Genomic DNA, 23,644 nt, shown 5'->3' on the forward strand with positions numbered 1-23,644 from the left:
TTGGTCGTCAATTCTTGTTACGAATCGCGCAGGCGTAGCGACTGGAAATCATCAACCTGCCTTGCACGTCGCACTTTTTGGCGTTCAGGGGCTCTATGCATGGCCAGGCTGTGCCGATTTCCGGCCCGGCCGCTGACCCTGGACCCCGGTGCAGATGCCTGTTCCTGCCTATCGCCGCCGTGCCCGCCTGTCGCTGGTGGGTGTCTTGATCGCCCTGTGCGCGTGCACCGGGCAGCAGGGGCGCGACGTACTCACCCAGTTAGGCAATGGTCATCCCAGCGAGTTGTTCCAGACCAGTGTCGACCGCATGGCGACCTTGTGCATGCGCGACAACCTGCAGAGCCTGTATCTGCTGATGAACAAGCTCTACCTGCGCAACCCCAATCAGTGGAAGCAGTCCGGCTATCTGGACGCGGCCACCGCCGAGCGCCAGATCCGCCAGGCCATCGAGCAGCGCCAGCCATTGCCGCAACTGGGCGAGCGCCGTGACCTGGCGGCGCTGAGCTACGCCTTGAGCCCGGAGTTTCGTGGAGATCGAGTCGGGGCGTTCATCTATGCCATCGGCAGCATGTTGATTACCGCCCACGGTGGGCGCACCGAGTTCTACATCACCGATGCGATTGATCCACTGTTCGTCAATAACGCCGCGCGCAACATCGAAAAGGCTACCTGGATGCTCAGTCAGCGCCAGGACGCCAATGGTGTGTTGCTACTGTTTTCCAACGAAATCTCGGAGGAGGGCAGCAACCTCAGCTTTGCCGTCGAATTCGGCAAGATCGTGGCGCGCCTCGATCTGCTGGCGCAGATGCTGGATGAGCGTTATCGACGGATCGGCCTCAATTACGCGCAGAGCCTGTTATTGATGAATTTCCTGCCGGTGCAGTGATCGTTACCCGTGGTTTCACAGCAATGCTTCGATCGCGCGTCGATAGCGCTGGCCGGCCAGGCTCATGCTGTTGTTGTGGCTCGCTCCCGGCACCAGGAGCAAGGTCTTGGGCTGTTGGGCCGCCTCGAACAGCGCCTCGCTGAAGCGGGGGGGCACATACCGATCATCCAGGCCATGCACCAGCAGCAGCGGCAAACCGATATCGGCGATCTTGCCCAGCGAGTCGAATTTCTGCGACAGCAGCCAGCGCACCGGCAGTGTGGTATCGGCCACTGATGCCGCCGCGTCGCCAAGGGAGGTGAAGGTGGATTCGAGAATCAGGCCGCGCGCAGGTACAGGCTTACCTTGCTGGCGTGCCTGGCGTGCGAGCTCCGAGGCAAGCTCCACAGCGACCGCACCGCCCAGCGAATGGCCGAAGATCAGGCGCTTGCCCGGCACCGGCTGCAACTGGGCGAAGCGCTCCCAGGCAATTCGGGCGTCCTCGTAAACCGTGGCTTCGGACGGCAGGTCGCCTCGGCTCTGGCCAAAACCGCGGTAGTCCACGGCCAACACCGAATAGCCCATGGCGTGCAACTGCTCGATGCGGAACATCTGGCCGGTGAGGTTCCAGCGTACGCCGTGCAGGTAGAGTATCGCCGGCGCATCGGCGCGTTTGGCCGGCCACCACCAGGCATGCAGGCTCTGGTCGTCGGTGAAGTTGCGCGGGCGCAGGTCCAGTTCCTGTACGTCGGCCGGCAGGCCCCTGAACCAACTGGCCTGGCCCGGCTCGATACGAAACACCAGTTCGCGCTCCTTGTGCTGCAAGACCGCGCAGCCCGCGGGCAGGCCCACCACCAGCAGGGCCATGGCCAGCCACATGAGCCAGCGGCGTTTGAAGTGAGTGAGCAGGGTGTCGGTCATGGGTGTCATCAGGCTGCTGGGAATCGTCGTTTTTAGCAGAAGCCATGGCCTCGCTGCAGGCAATTTTTCCCGAGCGGTGTTGACACATGTTTGCAAGCTGTTTCCCCGGTGCCATCGAGGGGCTCTGCACGCTTGCCGCCGCGGGCGCCGAGGGGTAGGTTTCCCTGACCCTGCCGATGGAAGACTCACCTTGGACTCGATTACTCAAGCCGTACTCGGTGCCGCCCTGCAAGGTACGGTGCTCGGTCGCATCCAGGGCCGCCGTTCGCTGCTGTATGGCGCCGCGCTGGCCACCTTGCCCGATCTCGATGTGGTGATCCGGTATGCGGACCCCGTTTCGCAGATGACCTATCACCGTGGTTTTTCCCACTCGATCTTCGTCCTTACCGGTCTGGCGCTGCTGCTGGCGTGGCTGGTGGCCTGGGTTGGGCAAAGGCGCTGGCCCGACAAGGGATACCGTTGGCCCCGGTTGTTCGTGGCGTTCTGGCTGGTGCTGGTCACCCACCCTCTGCTGGACGCGTTCACGGTCTATGGCACGCAATTGTTCTGGCCGCTGCCGCTCATTCCCGAAAGCTGGGCGGCGGTGTTCATCATCGATCCGGTCTACACCTTGCCACTGCTGGTCGCTGTGATCTATGCCGCGTGGCGAGGGCTGAGCGGCAAGGCGATACCCCTGATGACGGCAGCCCTGGTGTTCAGCACGGCGTATCTGGGCTTTGGGCTGGCCGGGCGCATGGCGGTCGAGCAGCGTTTCCAGGAGGCCTTGGGCCGCCAGGGCGTTGCGGTCGATCACCTGCGTGCAGTGCCCATGGCCTTCAACAGCCTGGTCTGGCGGGTGCTGGCCAAGACACCGGATGGTCATTACTACGAGGGCGTGAGCAGTGTGTTCGACCGCGAACCGCCCGAGATGCAGCGCCTGTCGCTGAACCTGGAGGCCGCCAAGGTGCTCGAGGGCGTCGCGCTGCACGAGCGGCTGCGCTGGTTCACCGATGACTGGCTGCGTTATGACGTGGTGGGCGATGTACTGGTGGTAACCGACCTGCGCATGGGCATTCCCGGTAACTACACCTTCCGTTTCAGCATGGCTCACCGCGACAGCCAGGGACAGTGGGTGGTCGATACCCCGGCGAACTGGAGTGGCGGTGCCGCGATGTTCAACGGCCATGACCTGGGGCTGATCTGGCGTCGTATCCTCCAGCAGCAGCCTCCGCTGCCCCTGGCGGCCTGGACCACACGCTACCTGAACCCCTCGGCGCAATCCGAGGTGGGGCACTGAACGGCCGCTCGAGCGGGCTCGACCTGGTCAAGTGGACGGCGATCCTGAGCATGGTCGCCGATCATTTGCGCTACCTGTGGCCCAGTGCCGACGGGTTGTTCGTGATCGGGCGACTGGCCTTTCCACTGTTCTGCCTGGTCATCGCCTGTCATGTCGCGCGCGGCCAGCCAGGCGTGCTGTACACCCCCGCCAACGCTCGCTACCTGAGCTGGATGCTGGCCTTCTCGATACTTGCCGAAGGCCCGTACCGGTGGCTGGACAATGGCTCGCATACGCTCAACGTCATGCCCACCCTGACCCTTGGCCTGCTGGTCGCCTGGGGGGTGAGGCACCCGCAGCCTGCTGCGCGCATTGTCGGGCTCGGTAGTGCCGGGCTGGCGCTGGTTTTCAGTGATCGACTGATGTACGGCTTGCCGGGGGTGTTGCTGCCGGCGGCCTGCCTGGTGCTGTGGTCGCGAGGTTGGCCGGGATGGCTGGTGCCCTGTCTGTTGGCAATGGGCGCCAACCTGACCAACAGTTGGTTGCGGGCACATCCCTGGCAGCCTTTTTCCCTGCTGGTGCTGGCCACAGCTGCAATGGCGCTGCCATTGGGTTTGCGGATGCTGGCCTACCAGGGGGCGTCCATCGTGCCTGTAGGGCGCTGGGCCTACGGGTTCTATCCCTTGCACTTGATGGCGATCAAGGCCTTGCAATACCTGGATCTGCCCCCATCCTAGGGAGCCTCGGATATCCAGGAACAGTCCCATGGAACCCAACCGCTTCGGCGACATCGCAGCCTTCGTCAGTGCCGTGAAGGCCGGCAGCTTCACTGCAGCCGCCGCGAGCCTGGGCCTGACCCGCTCGGCGGTGGGCAAGAGCATCGCACGCCTCGAATCGCGCATGGCGGTACGCCTGCTCAACCGCACCACGCGCAAACTGAGCCTGACCGATGAAGGCCAAGTGGCGTTCGAACGCTGGCGGCAGATCCTCGAAGACCTGGACGAAGTCGAGACCACCATGGCCCAGCGCCGCGGACGACCGACAGGCACCCTGCGCCTGACGGCCCCGCTGTCGTTCGGCCAGCGTCACGTGCTGCCGATCCTGGATGTCTACCTCAAGCAATGGCCGGAACTGCGCGCCGATATTCGCTTCACTGACCGTTTCGTCGATCTGGTGGAGGAGGGGGTGGACGTTGCCGTGCGCATCGGTGCGCCCAAGGAGGACTCGCAACTGCTGACGCGTACCGTGGCGTGGCAGCAGTTCGTCACCTGCGCTGCGCCCGAGTACCTGCAGCGCCATGGTGTGCCCCAGGTACCGGCAGACCTCTATGGGCACGACAAGATTGCTTTTCTGGCGGGCGAGAAGGCCAGCCCCTGGCGTTTCCACACCGATGAAGGGCTGCACCTGTGCGAAGAGCCCGGGCGCTTGAACATCGACAGCTCCGAGGCCATGCTCGATGGCGCCCGCGCCGGTTTCGGGCTTATCCATCTACCCACCTACATCACCGGCAACGACTTGCGCGCCGGAACGCTGGTCGAAGTGCTCGCAGGTTTCCGGCCGCCGGCCGACCCGATTCGTATCGTCTACCCCAGCAAGCGCCACTTGTCGCCGCGGGTGCGAGGCTTCATCGACCTGCTGGTCGCCCGGTGGGAGCACGGAGTGCCGTGGGAACACTGATTGGGGAATGGAGGGACCGGGTGTAGGGCCCGCCTTGCGGTTTATCGCTCAGGCGTGGCCCGGGACACTGTGCAGTCATACCCGTCACGACTTATGGAGACGCCATGACTGCGTTGTCTGTCCTGGACCTGGTCATGATCGGCGAGGGCAAGACCCTGGCCGATGCGATCGAGGAATCCCGCCAACTGGCACGTCACGTCGAGCAGCACGGTTACGCTCGATACTGGATCGCCGAACACCATGACATGCCCGGCATCGGCTCTGCCGCCACCGCGCTGGTAATCAACGAGATCGCCAATGCCACGCGGCATATTCGCGTGGGTGCCGGTGGCATCATGCTGCCCAATCATGCCCCGCTGGTGGTTGCCGAGCAGTTCGGTACGCTTGATACCTTGCATCCGGGGCGCATCGACCTGGGGCTGGGACGTGCCCCAGGCAGTTCCGGGCCGACCGTACGTGCGTTGCGCGGCGTCGCGCCCGAGCGTGACTTTGGCCAGGATATTGCCGAGCTGCGCGACTACCTGGCCGACAACGGCCAGCGATCGGTGCGCGGGGTGCCGGGCAAGCACGAGGTGCCGGTGTGGATATTGGGCTCCAGCCTGTTCGGTGCCGACCTTGCGGCCCGGCTCGGCTTGCCTTATGCCTTCGCCTCTCATTTCGCCCCGCGCTACCTGTTGCAGGCCATCGCCCATTACCGCGCGAACTTCCAACCCTCGGCGCAACTGGCCAAGCCCTACGTCATGGTGGGCATGAATCTGTTCGCTGCAGCCAGCGATGCCGAAGCCGATTACCTCGCCAGCTCGCACCGCAAATGGATGCTCGATCTGCATGTCGGACGTCATGGCCTGCTGCCCTTGCCGCAGGAAGGTTATGTCCAGGGTTTGCCGGGCCATGAACGAGCGGTGCTGGAGCAGGTGATGGCCTGTACCGTAGTCGGTGGACCGCAGCGGGTGAGGGCTGGGTTGCGCGCACTGATCGAACAGACTGGCGCCGATGAGTTGATGATCGATTGCCGGATCCATGACCCGTTGGCGCGCCTGCGCTCTCACGCGTATGCGGCGCAGGCCCTTGCCGACCTGAACTGAACGGGGTGGCAGGCGCCAAAGCACGGCCTGCCATTGCCGGCCTTCACTGTGCGTCTTTCCAGCCCCCGCCCAGCGCGGCATAGAGGTTCACCTCTGCCAGCAGTTGCGCCAGCCGGTCGTTGATCAACCCCTGCTGAGCGCTGAACAGCGAGCGCTGGGCGTCGAGAAAGGTCAGGCTGCTGTCCACGCCAATGCGGTAGCGGTTGCGGGCCAGGTCGTAGTAACGCTGGGTAGAGGCCACCAGGTCGCGTTGGGCCACCAGTTGCCGCTCATACGTGGCGCGCGCGGCCAGACCGTCAGACACCTCCTGGAACGCGCCCTGAATCGATTTCTCGTAGCGGGCGACCTCGATTTCCTTTTGCAGGCGTGCATAGTCCAGGCTGGCCCGCAGGCTGCCGGCGGTGAACAGTGGCAGGTTGATCTGCGGCTGGAACAACCAGGTTCCGGTGCCGCCGTCGAACAGCCCGGACAACTCGCGACTGCTGCTGCCAGCGTTGGCGGTCAGGCTGATACTGGGGAAGAATGCCGCCCGTGCAGCACCGATGTCGGCATTGGCGGCGCGCAACTGGTATTCGGCTTCGAGGATGTCCGGGCGACGCTGCAGCAGTGCCGAGGGCAGGCCGGCTGGCAAACCGACGATCTGTGGCGAGGCTAGCGGCAAGCTGGGCGTGCGCTCATCGAGGGGCGCGCCGACCAGCAGGGTCAGCTGGTTGATATCCTGGGCAACCTGGCGCTGGTAGCGCGCTACTGCAGCACGGGCGGTGTCGACGCTGGTCTGCGCCTGGATCTGCTGCAATGCCGACGCAGTGCCGGCGCGGCGCTGACCTTGGGTCAGGCGCAGGCTTTCCTGGTCGGCGATCAGGGTCTGGCGTGACAGTTCGAGCAGTTCCAGGTCGGCACGCCAGGTCATGTAGCTGCTGGCCACGCTGGCCACCAACCCCAGTTGCACACTGCGTCGGGCCTGTTCGCTGGCGAGGTAGGTCAGCAAGGCCTTGTCGCTCAGGCTGCGCAGGCGGCCGAACAGGTCAAGCTCATAAGCGCTCACCCCGAGCGTGGCGGCGTAGGTCTGGGTAATGGCGCCTTCACCGGTTCCGGTCATGCGCCTCGGCAGGTACTGACGCTGGCCCTTGGCGTCGGCGGACACCTTGGGCAGCAACTCCGAGCGCTGGATACGAAACTGCGCGCGATAGGCTTCGACGTTGAGCGCTGCGACGCGCAGATCGCGGTTGTTGAGCAATGCGTTATCGATCAATTGGCGTAGCAACGGATCCTGGAACACTTCGTGCCAGTCGTCGTGCTGATGGCCGTGCGTCATGTCGCCCTGGGTGGTCTCCCCCAAGGGAAATTCAGGGGCGACAGGCAGGGCGGGGCGTTGATAGTCGGGGGCCAGGGTGCAGCCGGTCAGCAACACCGCCAACAAGGCAGCAGAGTATTTGGGCATCGCGGGTTCTCTGGGGTCAGGCACCGGCCATCCATCTGGCCAGGCCGTGGCGGCCACTGACGCCAAGCTTGGCGGTGGCGCGTTTGAGGTAGGTTTCCACTGAGCTGTTCTTCACGTTCAGGCGTTGGGCCATTTCCGGCACGGTGCCGCCGGTCAGCAGCCCCAGGCAGACTTCCTGCTCGCGACTCGACAGTTGCACCGCTTCCTGGGCCAGGCGCTCGCCGAAGCCGTGGCGCAACGCATCGGGCATCGCCGCGCCTTCGCCCTGGCCGTGCACCGGGTGTTGTGCATGGTGTTCGAGCAAGGGCAACAGGGTGTCGGAGAGGCGCTTGAGCAGCGACAGTTCGCCGAGGGAAAAGGCTGTCTGGCTGGGCGGGCGATGGAAGCAGATGACCCAACGGCGGTCGCCATTGCATGACACCAGGTTGCACTGGTGCGCGCTGGGTTGCGGGTTGCCGATGACATGCGGCGCCCTGACCTGAATGAGCAGGGGGTCCTTCATCTGCAGAATGTTCTGCAACAGCGGGTGATTGGGCTGATCAGGCGGAGGAAACTCCTGGGCCAGCCCTGCGCCGCCCAGCACCTTGACCCGGGTGACGCCGGTCTGTCGGGCATCCAGGGTCCACTCGCTCAGGTCGAGCCGGTGAATCGGCACGAGGCTGTCGACCAATTGGAGCATGCGCTCGGCAAAATGAACCTCGCCGGTGCTGGCGATCAGTTCTCCCAGTTGCAGGTAGAGGCGGGCGTCGTGGTGATGTTCGAGGCTGCGGGTCAGCTTCATGTCCTGTTCATCCTTGAGTCGGGTGCTGCGCGGGCGGGTGGCGAATGGGCTCACGCCTTGGCCGGTCGAGGGTGCGCTATTCAAGCCCGGGCCCGGCGCCTGCGTCTGTAGTGGAAACCGGGGACAGAAAATGGCATCGATTCGGACAAAATGGGGGGATGAATCGGACAGGTTGAAGGCAGATCTGTCTGTATTAGTCGGCAAATTGACGTCAGAAAGCCGCTGTTGCCACCACGTTTGCCACGGCTGGCGCGGCGGGTAGGCTATAGAAGGGGCTGATATGTAGCTGATTTCCTACAGAAAAATCAGCGACCGTGGATGCGCGGACGACTGTCCGGGTTTCCGGGGCCATACAGGTTACGGAAGCGGTGCTTGAATCCGCGGACGATCAACGGAGAAGGACCCTCCCAGCCCATGCCTGCCGCCGATACCTACCCCCTGACCAGCGCTCAACGGGACATCTGGCTCGACCAGTTGAGCAAAGGCGATTCTCCGCTCTATACCATCGGCGGCTATGTCGAACTCACGGGCGAGCTGCGGCCGGACACCCTGCATCACGCGTTGCAGCAACTGGTGGCGGCCAACCCGGTGTTGCGCACCGAGCTGCTGCCAGGTGCAGGTGCCGACGGCCTGCCGATGCAGCGCTTCGCCGAGCATGCCACGTTGGCGTTGCCTGTGCTGGACCTGTCGATTGAAGCCGACCCGGCAGCCGCGGCCACGGCATTGATCCAGGCGCAAATGGGCCAGGGGTATCGCTTCGACGGCACGGCACTGCTGCGTTTCGCCCTGATTCGCCTGGGCCCCGAACGTCATTGGCTGGCAACCCAGGCCCACCACCTGATCCTCGACGGCTGGGGTTTCGGGCAGATGCTCAAGGCACTGGGCGAGCATTACACGGCGCTGCTCGAGGGTGGCGAGGCGCCACGGGCCCAGGTCGGTTATGCCGATTTCATCGACGAAGACCGCCAGTACCAGGGCTCGATGCGCCAGGCCCGCGATCGCGCATATTGGCTCAAACGCTTCGCCAGTGTGCCGGAGCCGCTGCTGGCAGCGCGTCACCATTACCGTCGAGCCACCGATGAAGCACCTTCGCGCACCTGGGTTCAGGCGTTTCCCGATGCGTTGCATGGGCGCATGAAGCGCCTGGCCGAGGCTCACCAGGCCTCGGCGTTCCATGTCCTGCTGGCTGCACTGCATGTGCTGTTCTCCCGCAGCGCACAACGCGAGGACTGGGTGGTGGGGCTGCCGCTGCTCAATCGTGGCGGTGCACGTTTCAAGGCCACGCTGGGGACCTTCGTGCAGGTCAGTGCGGTGCCCCTGGCGTTTGCCCCGACACTGAGCTTCGCCGAACTGGTGGTTGCGATACGCGATACCCTGCGCCGGGATTTTCGCCATCAGCGACTGGCCGTGAGCGAGCTGAACCGAGCGCTTGGCCTGTTGCGCGAGGAACGCGGGCAATTGTTCGAGGTGTCGGTCTCCTACGAGCAGGACGATCACGACTACCGCTACGGCGAGGCCAGCGCCCACACGGTGAAGGTCTCCAACAGCCACGAATCCACGCCCTTGGCCATCCACCTGCGCAGCAATCGCCATAATGACAAGGCGTGGTTGCATCTGGTGCATCACCGCGCCTGGCTGGCAAGCGAGGAGGCCGAGGCATTGGCGCAGCGGCTGCTGCATGTGCTCGACCAAGGCTTGGCGACACCGGCGTTGGCGGTCGCCGATTTCGACCTGCCGACACCTGCCGAGCATCGCCAGATGCAGGCGTGGAATGCGACGGGGTGTGCCGTTGGCGAGCCGGTCGTGCACCGCCGGATCGAGGCCCACGCGGCGCTGATGCCCGACGCCATTGCCGCTGTGCACGAAGGGCGCAGCCTGAGCTACGGCGAGCTGAATCAGCGGGCAAATGCTCTGGCCCTGCGTCTGATCGAACGAGGTGTGAGGCCCGAGCAGCGCGTGGCAGTGGTTGCCCGCCGTGGCCTTGATACCCTCGTGGGTCTGCTGGCGATACTCAAGGCGGGGGCGGCCTACGTACCGATCGACCCGGCGCATCCGCGCGAGCGCATCGCATATCTGCTTGAAGACAGCGTGCCCGTGGTACTGCTGACACAACAGGACCTGCTGGCGCGTCTGCCGCGCCATGAGCTGCCGCTGATCGAACTCGACGCCTGCCCGGCAGCCACGACCATTGTGGACAACCCTCGCGTGGCGGGGCTTGGGCCCGAGAGCCTGGTCTATGTGATCTACACCTCAGGCTCCACTGGCCAACCCAAGGGGGTGATGGTCGAACACCGCATGCTGGCCAACCTGGTCGATTGGCATTGCGAGGCCTTTGACCTGGGCGTCGGCGGGCACACGTCGAGCCTGGCCGGCTTTGGTTTCGATGCCATGGCCTGGGAGGTCTGGCCAGCCTTGTGTGCGGGGGCGACGCTGCACCTGGCGCCCAGCAGCGACGGTGGCGAAGATATCGACAACCTGCTGCGCTGGTGGCGTGCCCAGCCACTGCAGGTCAGTTTCCTGCCAACCCCGGTGGCCGAACACGCGTTCACCCAGCACGATCACCCGACCCTGCAGACCCTGCTGGTGGGGGGTGATCGGCTGCGCAGCCTGTCGCGTGAGCGGGCCTATGCGGTCATCAACAACTACGGCCCTACCGAAGCCACGGTGGTCGCCAGCTCCGGGCGGGTGACGGCGGGTGGTGCGCTGCATATCGGCACGCCTGTGGCCAATACCCGGCTGTATGTGCTCGATGCGCAGCTCAAGCCATTGCCGGTCGGTATCCCGGGCGAACTCTATGTAGCAGGCCTGGGGGTCGCCCGCGGCTACCTGAATCGCCCGCAGATGACCGCCGAGCGTTTCCTCGACGACCCGTTCAGTGACGAGGTCGGTGCCCGGATGTACCGTACCGGCGACCGCGTGCGCTGGTTTGCCGACGGCACCCTGGAGTACCTGGGGCGCAATGACGATCAGGTGAAGATTCGCGGTGTACGCGTTGAACTCGGTGAGATCGAGGCTGCGCTGACCCGTCACCCGCAGGTGCGTGAAGCGGTGGTGCTGCTGCGCGATGGGCAACTGCAAGCCTGGTTCATTGGCGATGCGGTTACCCCCGGCGACCTGCATGAGCACCTGCGCGGGCTTCTGCCGGTGGCCTTGCTGCCAGCCGGCTACCAACGCATCGAGCACTGGCCGTTGACCGCCAACGGCAAGCTCGACCGTCGCGCCTTGCCGGCGCTGGATGAAACCGCATCGGTACGTCGCGCCCATGAAGCGCCTCGCGGCGACGTGGAGGTCCGCCTGGCTGCGCTCTGGAGCGAACTGCTGGGCGTGCAGCGCATTGGCCGTCACGACCACTTCTTCGAGTTGGGTGGCCATTCGTTGCTGGCGGTGCAACTGGTCGAACGCATGCGCCAGCAGGGCCTGCAGGCTGACGTGCAGGTGCTGTTCGGCCAGCCGACCCTGGCAAGCCTGGCCGCCGCCAGCCAGCGTCTGCTCGCGCAGGTGGAGGATAACCGCGTACCCGCTGACTGCACCCATATCACACCGGCGCTGCTCAGCCTGGCTTCGCTGACCCAGGGCGAAATCGACGCCATTGTCGCGGGCATACCGGGTGGCGCAGGCAATGTGCAGGAAATCTACCCCTTGGCGCCATTGCAGCAGGGGCTGCTTTATCACCACCTGCGCGACAGCCATGACCCTTATCAGCAACAGGCGCTGTTCGCCTTTACCGACCGCACGGCGTTCGAGGCATTTGCTCAAGCGTTGCAGCAGGTGGTCGAGCGTCACGACATCCTGCGCACCAGCCTGGCTTGGGAAGGGCTCGAGCAACCGCAGCAAGTGGTCTGGCGTCAGGCGCAACTGCCCGTCGAGGTGTTGCGGATCGGGCCGGGCGACACGGCGCAGGAGTTGTCTGCACATTACTCAGCAGCCCAGCGCCCGCTGGACCTGCGTCATGCGCCGATGATGGCGCTGGCGGGGGCTGAAGACCGTGAGCACGGTCGTTGGCTGGGGTTGTTGCGCTTCCACCATCTGGTCAACGATGCGGTGTCGGTGCAGGTGTTGCTCGGCGAGCTTCGGGCCTTGATGAGCGATCAGGGGCATGCGCTGCCGGCGCCTGTGCCTTATCGCAACTACGTCGCGCTCAGCGGCGCCGAGGTGCGGCAGCAAGGGCACGAGGTGTTCCTGCGGGCATTGCTGGCAGGTGTCGAGGCACCGCCGACGTTGCCGGGGATAGTAGAGGACCAGGTGCAGGCGGACGCGCTGGAGAGCCTCGCGCATGAGGTTCCGCTGGTGCTGACCGAGGCCTTGCGCCGCCTGGCCAGGCAGCAGGATGTCGGGCTGGCCAGCCTGTTCCACCTGGCTTGGGCGCAGGTGCTGGGGGCACTGGGCGGTCGTGACGACGTGGTGTTCGGCAGCGTGTTGCTGGGGCGGATGATGGCGGGTGAGGGGGCCGACCGAGCGTTGGGCATGTTCATCAACAGCTTGCCCCTGCGGGTGAGCCTGGCGGCGCGCAGCGTGGCGCAGGCGCTGGCCGACACCCATGCCGGCCTTGCCGGGCTGTTGGGCCATGAAGACGCACCCTTGCTGCTGGCCCAGCGTTGCAGTGGGCTGCCAGCGGGTGTGCCGCTGTTCAATAGCCTGATCAATTTCCGCCATGGGCTGGCGGCCGAACAATCGACGTTGCCAGGGGCTCGCTTGTTGGAGGCCAGCGAAGTACACAGCCATGCGCTAGTGCTGTCGGTGGATGATCAGGGTGAGGCCTTGCACCTGAGCGTTCGTGCGCCGCGAGCATTGGGTGCAGCGCGTGTGCTGGCCTATCTCGAACGTACCCTCGAGGGGCTGGCCGAGGCGCTGGAGCAGGGTGGTTCGGCACCGATCGAGCAGTTGTGCAGTGTGCCGGAGAACGAGCTGCACCGGCTGCTGCACGACTTCAATGCCACCGAGGAGCCCCATGAATTGATGCACAAGACCCTGCCGGCGCTGTTCCAGGCCCAGGTGCTGCGCACGCCCGATGCCGTGGCGCTGCAGACCGACGAGGCGACGCTGAGCTACCGTGAACTCGACGAGCAGGCCAACCGCCTGGCCCATCACCTGGTGGCCCTGGGCGTACAGCCTGACACGCGAGTCGGCGTCTGCATCGAGCGCGGCCTGTCGCTGCTGGTCGGGCTGCTGGGCGTGCTCAAGGCCGGCGGTGCCTACGTGCCGCTGGATCCTGGTTACCCGGATGAACGCCTGCGCTACATGGTCGAGGACAGTACACCGCTGGCAGTGCTGGTCCACGGGGCCACACGTGGCCTGTTCGATCCGTTGGCGATGCCGCTGGTGGATCTCGATCAGGGTGTCTGGCAAGCGCAGCCTGCCCAGGCCCCTCAGGTGCCGACACTGACGCCTTCGAACCTTGCCTACGTGATGTACACCTCCGGCTCGACCGGCATGCCCAAGGGCGTGATGATCGAGCACCGCGGGCTGGGCAACCTCATGCACTGGGGCTCGACCATCTGCCCGCCGCGTCCGGGCGATGCGCTGTTGCAGCGTGCGCCGTTCAGCTTCGACGGTTCGGTCTGGGAGTTGTTCTGGCCGTTGTGCGCAGGCTTGCGCCTGGTGCTGGCCCGCCCTGACGGTCATCGCGATCCGGCTTACCTGGTCCAGCTGGTCCAGGCTCGCCAGGTCACCACGATCAAGTTCGTCCCGGCATTGTTGCACCAGTTTCTCGAGCAGCCGGGCGTCGAACGCTGTACGAGCCTGACCGACATCTTCTGTGGCGGGGGGGAGTTGACCTTGACGCTGGCTGCCAGCTTGCGCCAGCGCCTGCCGCAGGTGCGCTTGCACAACGTTTATGGGCCCACCGAGGCTACGGTCGACAGCACGGCCTGGACGCTCGAACCGGATCAACCGCTGCCGAGCACGCCACCGCCGATCGGCCGGGCGATCGCCAACACCCGGCTCTACGTCCTGGATGCCCATGATCGGGCGGTGCCACTCGGCGTGGCAGGTGAGTTGCACATCGGCGGCGTCGGTGTGGCACGCGGCTACCTGGGGTTGCCGGTGCTGCAGGCCGAGCGCTTCATCGACAGCCCGTTCGTCGAGGGCGATCGGCTGTACCGCACCGGGGACCTGGTGCGCTACCGCGAGGATGGCGAGCTGGAGTTCCTCGGGCGCAACGACTTCCAGGTCAAACTGCGTGGTCTGCGCGTCGAGCTGGGTGAGATCGAGGCCCTGCTGGCCGGGCATCCCGCTGTGGGCCAGAGCGTGGTATTGGTGCGCGACGAGCGTCTGGTCGCCTACTTCACCTGCCGGGAGGGGCAACCCGCCCCGGCACTGGATACGTTGCGCAGCCACCTGCTGGCGCGGCTGCCGGAGTACATGGTGCCCTCGGCCTTCGTCGCCCTGGCCGACATGCCGCTCAGCCCCAACGGCAAGATCGACCGCAAGGTGCTGCCTGAGCCTGGTGCGGAATCGGTGATCAGCCGCGTCTACACGGCGCCACGCAACGCACTGGAGCAGACCCTGGCGCAGATCTGGAGCGAGGTGCTGAAGGTCGAGCAGGTTGGGCGGGACGACAACTTCTTCGAACTGGGCGGGCATTCACTGCTGGCGGTGAATCTGGTGGCGCGCATGCGCCAGGCGGGGTTGCAGGCCGACGCACGTACCTTGTTCCGTCAGCCCACGTTGGCGGGCCTGGCGGCCAGTACCGGGTGGGACAAGCCGCAGGTCGAGATCGCGGCCACCACCATCCCGGGGCTGAAGGCACGACGCAGGATCTGAGGCGGGCAAGGGGCTGCGTGGCAGCCCCGCGCTCACTGTGCCGGCGAATGACTGCTCCACTGTGCTTGACCCCATGGCGCCAGGGGGTAAGGCTACCCGGGTCCGCATGGAGAAAAAAAATGGACCTGTCGAGCCTGCTGCTGTTCATCCCCGCCTGTTTCGCCCTGAACATGGCGCCGGGGCCTAACAACCTACTGTCGCTGCACAACGCCAGCCGCCACGGCTTGCGCACTGCCTGCCTGGCGGGGGGCGGGCGTATCCTCGCCTTCAGCGGCATGATCACCTTGGCGGCGATGGGGCTGGCGGTGGTGCTACATACCAGCGAATACCTGTTCCTGAGCATCAAGCTCATGGGCGCGGGCTACCTGTTCTATATCGCCTGGCAATTGTGGCGGGCGCCCGTGGCAGAGGTGGCCCATGCCGGCGGGCAGTCGCGCGGCACCTGGAGCCTGGCACGCCAGGAGTTCTGGGTGGCGGCGGGCAACCCGAAAGCGATCCTCATATTCACCGCCTTCCTGCCGCAGTTCGTGTCGGTCGGCAGTACCACCCCGGTGAGCGAGCAGTTCCTGTGGCTGGGGTTGTGGTTCCTGTTGCTGGAATGGGCGGCGATCGCGATCTATGCGGCGCTGGGTGCCTACCTGCAGCGCTGGTTCAACCAGCCGCGGCCACGGCGGCTGTTCAACCGGATCAGCGCATCGTTGCTGGGATGCGCAGGGCTTGGCTTGCTGGCGGCGCGGCGATAGCCCCTCAAGATAGCCCCTCAACCGGTCTTTTCGCAGGTATCGACAGGCAAAGCGGCTTGCTCGCGCAGCGCCGACGCCACGACGAACGCCAGGGCCACCAGTGTCAGGACCGGCAGCATCGCCAGGCGCAAGCCATGATGTTCGCCGATAAAGCCCAGCAGGGGCGGGCCGACCAGAAACGCCAGGTAACCTGCCGTTGCCGCCAGCCTGACCCGTTGATCGCTGTGAGCACCACTTTCCCCGGCTGCCGAGATCGCCAGGGGAAAACCCAGCGATGCGCCAATGCCCCAGAGCATCACGGCGGCTGCGGCGATCCACTGCACGTCGCAGAACACCACCAATGCCAGGCTGGCTGCGCCAAGCAGTGCGCTGGCGCGCAAGGTGAGCGTCCGGCCAAAGCGGCGCACCACCGGCGCACCGGCGAATCGACCCAGGGTCATGCCCAGGGTGAATACCAGGTAGATCAGCGTGCCGGTGGTTTCTGCGAATCCGTGGCCGTCGATCATCAGCAGCGGCAGCCAGTCATTGGCTGCACCCTCGGCCAGCGCCATGGCCAGCACCACGAAGCCGATCAGCAACAGGCGTCGGTCGCTGAGCAGGGCGCCCCAGGCAAACTCGGCTGTCTGCGTTGTCGGTTGATTCGCTGCTCCTTCACTGGCCCGAGGGGCGTGAGGGGCAAGGGCCAGGGTCACCACGGCCGAAAGCAGTGCGGCGACGATCAGATGCAGGTCCAGGGGCACCTGCAGCGCGGTCATGCCCATGCCGGCCAGCGCGCCCACCAGGGTGCCGAGGCTGAAGAAACCGTGCAGGGTAGTCATGATCGGTGCATCGATTTCCCGCTCCACGGCTGCACCTTCGATGTTCACTGCGATATCCGCCCAACCCATGCCGATGCCGTAGATGAACAGCCCGGCAAAGGCGCACCAGGCACTGTTCAACTCGCTGCTGCCGGCCAGCACCAGCATGCCTGCGGACAGCCCGAGCAGGCCGGTGCGCATCATCCGGTGTGCACCAAAGCGGGCGATCAGGCGTCCGGCACTGAGAATCCCGCACATCGCTCCGGCTGAAAATCCGAACAGGATCATCCCCATCTGTTCGGTGGAGGCCGACAGGCCGTCGCGCAGGGCAGGGGTGCGGGTGACCCAGCTGGCGAGGGTCAGGCCAGGGAGCAGAAACAGCAGATACAAGGCGTAGCGGGCCAGGCGGTAGTTGGCGGGCATGGTACAGACTCGTTGGAAAGGTTTCGTACGGGCGTACGAATAAATCGTACGGATGTCCGAAAAGGGCGTCAATCCTGTATTGAGTCGTGTGCTGGCTGAATGTTCAAAGACTCCAGAGGCAACCGGCGCCTGGCCGGTCGCGGTCAGGAGAACAGGTCGGCGCCGGTGGATGCCGCGTCCAGCATCGCCTGCAACTCGGCTACCCGGCGCTGGTGACGGGCGATGGCCGCAAGGTGTTCATCGATCTGCTGGCGAATGACTGCCGGGTCTTCGGCCTTCCTCGAGAGCCGCTCGATCCGCCTGGACAAGCCAACCTTCTTGTCGGCCTCCAGGCGTGCCGACTCGTCCATCTGGGCGATGAGTGCCTGCAGGTCGTCCAGGCCATGGACGTTGCAGAACAATCCCGTCGCCTGGCGGTAAACCACCGACTTTCGGGCTCTGTCCAGCAGTTCGAAGACATTGCTCAGGGTGCCGGGGCTTTTGCCGTCCCAAATCATCAGGCCGAAATCGGCGGCTTCTGCCATTTCCAGGTCCTTGGCAGTGTAGAACGCGCGGCCCTTGGCATTGGCGGGTGGGCAGACAGCCACGAGTGGCCATGCACCAAGATTGTGGCGAGGCGTGTCACCGGTGCAGTACACCGTGACAGCGGCGTACTGGCGTTTGGCGAAATACTGCTGCACGCATTTGTCCACGCCTGCGGCATCACCGAGCAGCACTTCGTGGCCACTGGCAACGATATTGTCGAGTCGCGCCTCGACCTGAGGGTCGAGGCGCTTGAGCGTGATCGAGCCGGAGATGAAAACCTTCGGCATCAATGCCTCCGTGTAAGGGTGACGACTGCAATTGAGCGGATGCTAGCGTATCCGCGCAGGGCGGTACAGGCGGCTTCCAGCGAGGCGCCAGTGTCGAACAGGTCGTCGAGCAGCAGGACATTGCACGGGTGGAGTTTGTCTTGGGTGACAAAGCAACCTTGCAGTGCAGCGCAGCGCTCTTCATAGGTCGCCAGGTCTTTCATTGCGACGGTGCTGCTGTGCTTGATCAGTGTCTGGTCGCAGTACTCGAGCTCCAGCAACTGGGCTACCCGTTCTGCCACCGCGTGCACGGGCTGGCGAGTACGCTGGCGGCTGGCGGGCATGGGCAGCACGACATCCACCGGGACATTCTGTATCGCCTGGACGACAGATTCTGCGAGGAAGTCCACCAGGTCGTAGTCGTCGCGGTACTTGAGCTGGAACACCGCCTCGCCGATGGCGGTGCGGGTGGTGTCGAACTGCATGTAGCCCTGGGCGTTTTCGCCGACCGGCACGCTGCAGACGATGTGTTTGTCGAGGCTGATACCGTAATCCCAGGCGTCGTTGCCCGGCAGCGTGCGAATGTCCATGTGAGGCTTCCTTGTCGTTGATATGCCAGAGACTTTCTAACGGCCATCAATCAGCCGTGGTGGCAATGTTGCGACGGGGAAGTCCCAATTTCGACTTCACGCTTTCCGTTTTATGGGTAGGAAAATTCTGAGCTATCCGTGTGTCGCCCTCTTCGGCCAGTGGTCACGGGCCCGGCTAGACTGCTCAGGATCATCCACCGATCCGGGGGGCTGCCATGCCCAGCAAGAACACCATCTGCCTGTGGTTCGACAGCGATGCCGAGGCGGCGGCGAAGTTCTACGCCGCTACCTTCCCCGACAGCCGTGTGCTCGCCGTGCACAAGGCGCCGGGCGACTACCCCTCGGGCAAGGAGGGTGATGTGCTTACGGTGGAGTTCATCGTGATGGGCATTCCGTGCCTGGGTCTCAATGGCGGGGCCGCGTTCAAGCACTCCGAGGCGTTTTCGTTCCAGGTGGCCACCGACGACCAGGCCGAGACCGACCGCTACTGGCACGCGATCATCGATAACGGTGGCCAGGCCAGCGTGTGCGGCTGGTGCAAGGATAAATGGGGGCTGTCGTGGCAGATCAGCCCGCGAGTGCTGACCGCCGCGGTCGGCGGTAGCGACCGCGCGGCAGCCAAACGGGCGTTCGAGGCGATGATGAAGATGGACAAGATCGACATCGCCACGATCGAGCGGGCAATCCGGGGCTGACAGGCCTTGCCTGCCAGCCCGCGAGGGTCAGAAGCTGTACTTGGCCGTCAGCATCAGGTTGCGCGGATCGCCGAAGGTGTCGCCGCCGTAGTCCACCGACTTGGAGATGGACGAGTAGTACTTCTTGTCGAAGATGTTGTTGGCGTTGAGCTGCAGGTCCAGATGCTGGTTGACCTGGTAGCCGGCCAGCAGGTCGGTGACCGCGTAGCTGCCCTGTACCAGCCGATAGTTGCCGCCATCGACCGGGATGTCGTTGTACATGCGGCTCTGCCAGGTGATGCCGCCGCCCACCCGCAGCTTCTCCAGCGGGCCCTGGAAGCGGTAGGTGGTGAACAGCTTGAACTGGTGCTCGGGCGTGTCGGATTTGAGCGGCTTGTTGACGCTGGCCGGGTTCTTCTCGTCCTTGATGGTGTGCACGCGCGCGTAGGTGTAGCCAGTGCCGATCTGCCAATGGTCGGTCAGTGCGCCCTGCAGCTCGAAATCGATACCCTGGCTGCGGACCTCGCCCGAGGCTTCGTAGCAGGTCATCTGCGGGCAGTTGGCCGCACCGATCTCGACCTGGCGGTTTTCCTGATCGATACGGAACACCGCAAGGCTGGCGTTCAATGCACCGTCGAAGTATTCGCCCTTGATGCCGACTTCATAGTTCTTGCCGACGATCGGGATGATCGGCTTGCCGGAAACGTCCTTGCCGCTCTGCGGGGTGAAGATGTCGGTGTAGCTCACATACACCGAGTGATGCTCGTCCAGGTCATAGATCAGGCCGCCGTAGCGGGTGACGTTGCGGGTCACCTTGTAGTCGCCGTCGTTGCTGTCGCGCTGGTCGTAGTCGTACCAGTCCAGGCGCCCCCCGAGAATCAGCTTGAGCGGGTCGGCCAGGCTCAGGCGGGTGGTGGTGTAGACGCCTTCCTGGTTGATCAGGTAGCGACTGTTTCCGGTGTGCAGGAAGTTCGGCTTGCCGCCGTCGAGCGGATAGTTGGTGTCATAGGGGCTGTAGTCGCGCTCGTTCATGTCGTAGATGCGCTTGCTGGCACCCAGCACCAATTCATGGGTGCGGCCCAGCAGTTCGAAGGGGCCGCTGGCGAAGGCGTCCAGGCCCAGCTGGTTTTCGTCGTGCGCGGACTGGTAGACCGTCCTGCTCAAGGTCTTGGCAGTGTTCCAGCGCGACTGGTAAGAACCGCGGAACAGTGCGTTCTGCTCGCTGTAGTTGGCGTTGACCTGCAGTTTCCAGTCGTTGGCCAGGTGCTGGCGCACTTCGGCGAAGAGGGTGTTGATCTCCTGGTCCTTGTCTTCCCAGTCGGTGCCGGGGTTGTACGAACGCGACACATCCAGGTGATGGCCGCTGAGGTCGGTGGGGATCGCGCCCCAGAAGAAATTGGTCTTGTCCTTCTGGTGTGAAAAGCCCAGGGTCAAGGTGGTGTCATCGCTCAGGTCGGCTTCGCTGATGGCATAGAACAGCCCGTGGTTTTCTTCCTGGCCATCACGGAACCCGTTTGCATCGCGGTAGGAGGTCACGATTCGGCCGCGCAGGGTGCCGCTGTCGTTGAGCGGGCTGGAGGCGTCGAGTTCGCCACGGTAGTTGTCCCAGCTCCCGGCCGCGCCGGTCACGGTGACTTTCTGCTCGGCCAGCGGGCGCTTGCGCACCAGGTTGATGGCCGCTGAGGGTGTACCGGCGCCTGTGACCAGACCGGTGGAGCCGCGAACCACTTCGACGCGGTCGAACATCGCCAGGTTGGGTTGGGCGCCAACCACCGATCCGGTATAGGCGCTCGGGATGCCGTCGTACATCAGGTTGTCGACGTCGAAGCCCCGGGCGGTGTAGCTCTGGCGGCCGGGGCCGCTGGACTGGTTGAGGAACAGCCCAGGGGTGTAGCGGGCGACGTCGTTGATGCTGGTCATGTTCTGGTCGTCCATGCGCTGACGAGTGATCACCGTGACCGCCTGTGGCGTCTCGCGCATGGTCAACGGCAGCTTGGTCGCGGTGTTCATGGCGCCGGTGGTGTAGGACGTGCTGCCTTCGGTGGTGCTGCCCAGCCGGTTGTCAGTGATCTCGGTGGCGCCCAGTTCCAGTGTTCCGGCTGGTTGCTGGTCGTCGGCCATGGCATGGGGCAAGGTGCTGATACAGATGGCCAGGGTCAACAGGTTGGGCGCGAAACGACGAGGCGGAGCAGCAGGAGTCATGCCAGATATCCTTGTTGCTAGTACTTATGAGAACGATTAGCAATAAGTGTGTCAGGATTTGTCGCGGTCCGAAAGCGTGGTATGCCAAAAAAATCGCCAAATTTTTCACATTCGTCCGTGGGTTGCAGGATCGCGGGGCGTCCCGAGGCTTGCGCAAAGCGAGTAGAATCCGCGCTTGATCAAGTGTGTGAGGTCCATGTGGAGCTGCAGCAGGGTTTTGTCCTGACCCGTCATTGGCATGACACCCCCGACGGCACGTGCGTGGAGTTCTGGCTGGCCACCGACCAGGGCCCCCGGCGCGTGCGCCTGGGCGCGCAGGTTTCGGTGGCGTTCGTGCCCGCACAGCAGGCCGCCCACGCGCAACTGTTGCTCGCCGATGAGCCGGGCGCAGAGTTGCGCCCCCTTGAGCTGCGCGACTTTCAGCAGCGGCCGGTCATGGGCCTGTACTGCCGCCAACACCGCCAACTGATGGCCTTGGACAAACGCCTGCGCACGGCCGGCGTCGAGGTGCTGGAGGCTGATATCCGGCCGCCGGAGCGCTATCTGATGGAGCGCTTCATTACCGCGCCGGTGTCGTTCGGTGGTCGTGTCGATGCCCAGGGAGCGGTCGTGGATGCACAGCTCAAGCCTCATCCGGACTACCGACCGAGCCTGCGCCTGGTGTCTCTGGATATCGAGACCAGCGAACGTGGCGAGTTGTACAGCATCGCGCTGGAGGGGTGCGGCCAGCGTCAGGTCTATATGCTCGGCCCTGCCAACGGCCAGGCGCAGGTAGAGGATTTCGACCTGCACTACTGCGCCGACCGTGGCCAGTTGCTCGAATGCCTCAACCACTGGTTGGCACGCCATGACCCGGACGCGATCATCGGCTGGAACCTGGTGCAGTTCGACCTGCGCATCCTTCACGATCACGCTCGGCAATTGCAGGTGCCTCTGTGCCTGGGTCGCGACGGTGCGCCGATGACCCTGCGCGAGCATGGCAGCCGTACGCATTTCTTCGCCGACGCGCCGGGGCGGCTGTTGATCGACGGCATCGAGGCCCTGCGCTCGGCGACCTGGAGCTTCCCCTCGTTCAGTCTGGAAAACGTTGCCCAGACCCTGCTGGGGGAAGGCAAGGCCATCGACACCCCCTACCAGCGCATGGATGAGATCAACCGGATGTTCGCCGAGGACAAGCCGGCCCTGGCGCGCTACAACCTCAAGGATTGCGAACTGGTCACCCGCATCTTCGAGCACACCCGGCTGCTCGACTTCCTTCTTGAACGTGCCACGGTGACTGGCCTGCCGGTGGACCGCAGCGGCGGCTCGGTGGCGGCGTTCTGTCACCTGTACATCCCGGCCATGCACCGGCTGGGCTTCGTCGCGCCGAGCCTGGGCAGCCGCGAGGGGGAGGCCAGCCCGGGCGGGTTCGTCATGGACTCGCAGCCAGGCCTTTACGAGTCGGTGCTGGTGCTGGACTACAAGAGTCTGTATCCATCGATCATCCGTACCTTCCTGATCGACCCGGTGGGGCTGGTGGAAGGCTTGCGTGAGCCCGATCAGGCCAGCTCGGTCGAGGGCTTTCGTGGCGCTCGCTTCTCGCGTACCCGCCACGCTTTGCCGGCCATCGTCGAGCGCGTCTGGCAGAATCGCGAGGCGGCGAAGAAAGCGGGTAACGCCCCGTTGTCCCAGGCCCTGAAGATCATCATGAACGCCTTCTACGGTGTGCTTGGCTCCAGCGGTTGCCGGTTCTTCGACCCGCGCCTGGCCTCGTCGATCACCCTGCGTGGGCACCAGATCATGCGCCAGACCCGCGCCTTGATCGAAGCACGTGGTTATGACGTGATCTATGGCGACACCGACTCCACCTTCGTCTGGCTCAAGGGCGCGCATGACGAGGATCAGGCGACGAGTATCGGGCGTGCACTGGTGGCCGAGGTCAACCAGTGGTGGCGCGAACACCTGCGCCAGGAGATGGGCCTGCACAGTGCGTTGGAGCTGCAGTTCGAAACCCACTACCGGCGCTTCCTGATGCCGACCATCCGCGGCACCGAGGAGGGCAGCAAGAAGCGCTATGCCGGGTTGGTGCAGCGCGCCGACGGTCAGGACGAGGTAGTCTACAAAGGGCTGGAGTCGGTACGCACCGATTGGTCGCCGCTGGCCCGGCAGTTCCAGCAGGAACTGTATGGCCGGATTTTCCGTGGCCAGCCCTATCGCGACTATGTGCGCGATTATGTACGACGCACGCTGCTGGGCGAGCAGGATGAACTGCTGGTGTATCGCAAGCGCTTGCGTCGTCCGTTGCAGGACTACCAACGCAACGTGCCACCCCATGTGCGCGCCGCGCGTCTTGCCGATGAATACAATTTGCGCCTGGGGCGCCCGCTGCAATACCAGCGCGGCGGCTGGATCAGCTACGTCATCACCACGGCTGGCCCGGAGCCCCTGGAGAACCTGCAGTCGCCAGTCGATCACGAGCACTACCTGAGCCGTCAGTTGCAGCCGGTGGCGGATGCGATCCTGCCGTTCGTGGGGGATGACTTCGCCAGCCTGACCGATCGCCAGCTCCTGCTCTTCTGAGGGGGGGCGGCTGCCGCCGGGGTGGCATCTATCTACTGCCCGAGCATGGCCGCTGCCACCTAGCCTGCGCTTCTTTTC

General features: G+C 64.7%; 16 protein-coding genes. 9 read left to right on the forward strand and 7 right to left on the reverse strand.

Going from position 1 to position 23,644, the window contains the following annotated elements; genetic code table 11:
- Positions 1-154: 154 nt before the first annotated feature.
- Positions 155-886: a hypothetical protein gene (locus tag HU748_RS03585; RefSeq protein ID WP_186719216.1), complete on the forward strand. Its 732-nt coding sequence runs from the start codon at positions 155-157 to the stop codon at positions 884-886.
- A gap of 15 nt (positions 887-901) precedes the next feature.
- Here the strand turns inward: HU748_RS03585 and HU748_RS03590 are convergent, their stop codons facing one another.
- A complete protein-coding gene (locus HU748_RS03590; RefSeq protein WP_186665029.1) occupies positions 902-1,786 on the reverse strand; it encodes an alpha/beta hydrolase in 885 nt (294 codons plus the stop codon).
- A gap of 190 nt (positions 1,787-1,976) precedes the next feature.
- Between HU748_RS03590 and HU748_RS03595 the strand changes: the two genes are divergently transcribed.
- The 4 genes from HU748_RS03595 to HU748_RS03610 all read left to right on the forward strand — a co-directional run bounded on the left by HU748_RS03595 (position 1,977) and on the right by HU748_RS03610 (position 5,803).
- Positions 1,977-3,062, forward strand: coding sequence for a metal-dependent hydrolase (locus tag HU748_RS03595; RefSeq protein WP_186719217.1), 1,086 nt, complete (start codon positions 1,977-1,979; stop codon positions 3,060-3,062).
- Between the two features lie 23 nt (positions 3,063-3,085).
- Entirely contained in the window at positions 3,086-3,778 is a 693-nt protein-coding gene (locus HU748_RS03600) for a TraX family protein (RefSeq protein ID WP_346655456.1), read from the forward strand.
- A 28-nt stretch (positions 3,779-3,806) separates the two neighbouring features.
- The gene (locus HU748_RS03605) at positions 3,807-4,718 is read left to right on the forward strand and encodes a LysR family transcriptional regulator (RefSeq protein ID WP_186665023.1); all 912 of its coding nucleotides are present in this window, start codon (positions 3,807-3,809) and stop codon (positions 4,716-4,718) included.
- A gap of 104 nt (positions 4,719-4,822) precedes the next feature.
- On the forward strand, positions 4,823-5,803 hold the full coding sequence (locus tag HU748_RS03610) for an LLM class flavin-dependent oxidoreductase (protein WP_186719219.1): 981 nt from the start codon (positions 4,823-4,825) through the stop codon (positions 5,801-5,803).
- Between the two features lie 43 nt (positions 5,804-5,846).
- On the opposite strand, the gene HU748_RS03615 is transcribed toward HU748_RS03610, so the two are convergent.
- Positions 5,847-7,244 carry an efflux transporter outer membrane subunit gene (locus HU748_RS03615; RefSeq protein WP_186719220.1) on the reverse strand — a complete coding sequence of 466 codons (1,398 nt, stop codon included), beginning with the start codon at positions 7,242-7,244 and terminating at the stop codon, positions 5,847-5,849.
- Between the two features lie 16 nt (positions 7,245-7,260).
- On the reverse strand, positions 7,261-8,025 hold the full coding sequence (locus tag HU748_RS03620; RefSeq protein WP_186719553.1) for a helix-turn-helix transcriptional regulator: 765 nt from the start codon (positions 8,023-8,025) through the stop codon (positions 7,261-7,263).
- A 414-nt stretch (positions 8,026-8,439) separates the two neighbouring features.
- Here HU748_RS03620 and HU748_RS03625 point away from each other — a divergent pair, with 414 nt between their 5' ends.
- Positions 8,440-14,787, forward strand: a complete 6,348-nt coding sequence (locus HU748_RS03625; RefSeq protein ID WP_186719222.1) for a non-ribosomal peptide synthetase — start codon at positions 8,440-8,442, stop codon at positions 14,785-14,787.
- Between the two features lie 119 nt (positions 14,788-14,906).
- A complete protein-coding gene (locus HU748_RS03630) occupies positions 14,907-15,530 on the forward strand; it encodes a LysE family translocator (RefSeq protein ID WP_186709683.1) in 624 nt (207 codons plus the stop codon).
- A 17-nt stretch (positions 15,531-15,547) separates the two neighbouring features.
- Here HU748_RS03630 and HU748_RS03635 read toward each other — a convergent pair whose 3' ends face one another.
- From HU748_RS03635 to HU748_RS03645, 3 genes are all read right to left on the reverse strand, one after another.
- A complete protein-coding gene (locus tag HU748_RS03635) occupies positions 15,548-16,750 on the reverse strand; it encodes an MFS transporter (protein WP_186665011.1) in 1,203 nt (400 codons plus the stop codon).
- A gap of 143 nt (positions 16,751-16,893) precedes the next feature.
- The gene (locus HU748_RS03640) at positions 16,894-17,562 is read right to left on the reverse strand and encodes a hypothetical protein (RefSeq protein WP_186719224.1); all 669 of its coding nucleotides are present in this window, start codon (positions 17,560-17,562) and stop codon (positions 16,894-16,896) included.
- Positions 17,562-18,131, reverse strand: a complete 570-nt coding sequence (locus HU748_RS03645; RefSeq protein ID WP_186665008.1) for a ComF family protein — start codon at positions 18,129-18,131, stop codon at positions 17,562-17,564. Before HU748_RS03645 ends, HU748_RS03640 begins: the two co-directional genes overlap by 1 nt.
- A 215-nt stretch (positions 18,132-18,346) precedes the next feature.
- Between HU748_RS03645 and HU748_RS03650 the strand changes: the two genes are divergently transcribed.
- A complete protein-coding gene (locus tag HU748_RS03650; protein WP_186719226.1) occupies positions 18,347-18,826 on the forward strand; it encodes a VOC family protein in 480 nt (159 codons plus the stop codon).
- Positions 18,827-18,853: 27 nt separating this feature from the next.
- Here the strand turns inward: HU748_RS03650 and HU748_RS03655 are convergent, their stop codons facing one another.
- On the reverse strand, positions 18,854-21,007 hold the full coding sequence (locus tag HU748_RS03655) for a TonB-dependent siderophore receptor (protein ID WP_186719228.1): 2,154 nt from the start codon (positions 21,005-21,007) through the stop codon (positions 18,854-18,856).
- A 198-nt stretch (positions 21,008-21,205) separates the two neighbouring features.
- Here HU748_RS03655 and HU748_RS03660 point away from each other — a divergent pair, with 198 nt between their 5' ends.
- Entirely contained in the window at positions 21,206-23,566 is a 2,361-nt protein-coding gene (locus HU748_RS03660; RefSeq protein WP_186719230.1) for a DNA polymerase II, read from the forward strand.
- The last annotated feature ends 78 nt before the right edge of the window (positions 23,567-23,644 follow it).

The sequence above is a fragment of the Pseudomonas sp. RW3S2 genome (genome assembly GCF_014268955.1).
Taxonomy (GTDB): domain Bacteria; phylum Pseudomonadota; class Gammaproteobacteria; order Pseudomonadales; family Pseudomonadaceae; genus Aquipseudomonas; species Aquipseudomonas wayambapalatensis.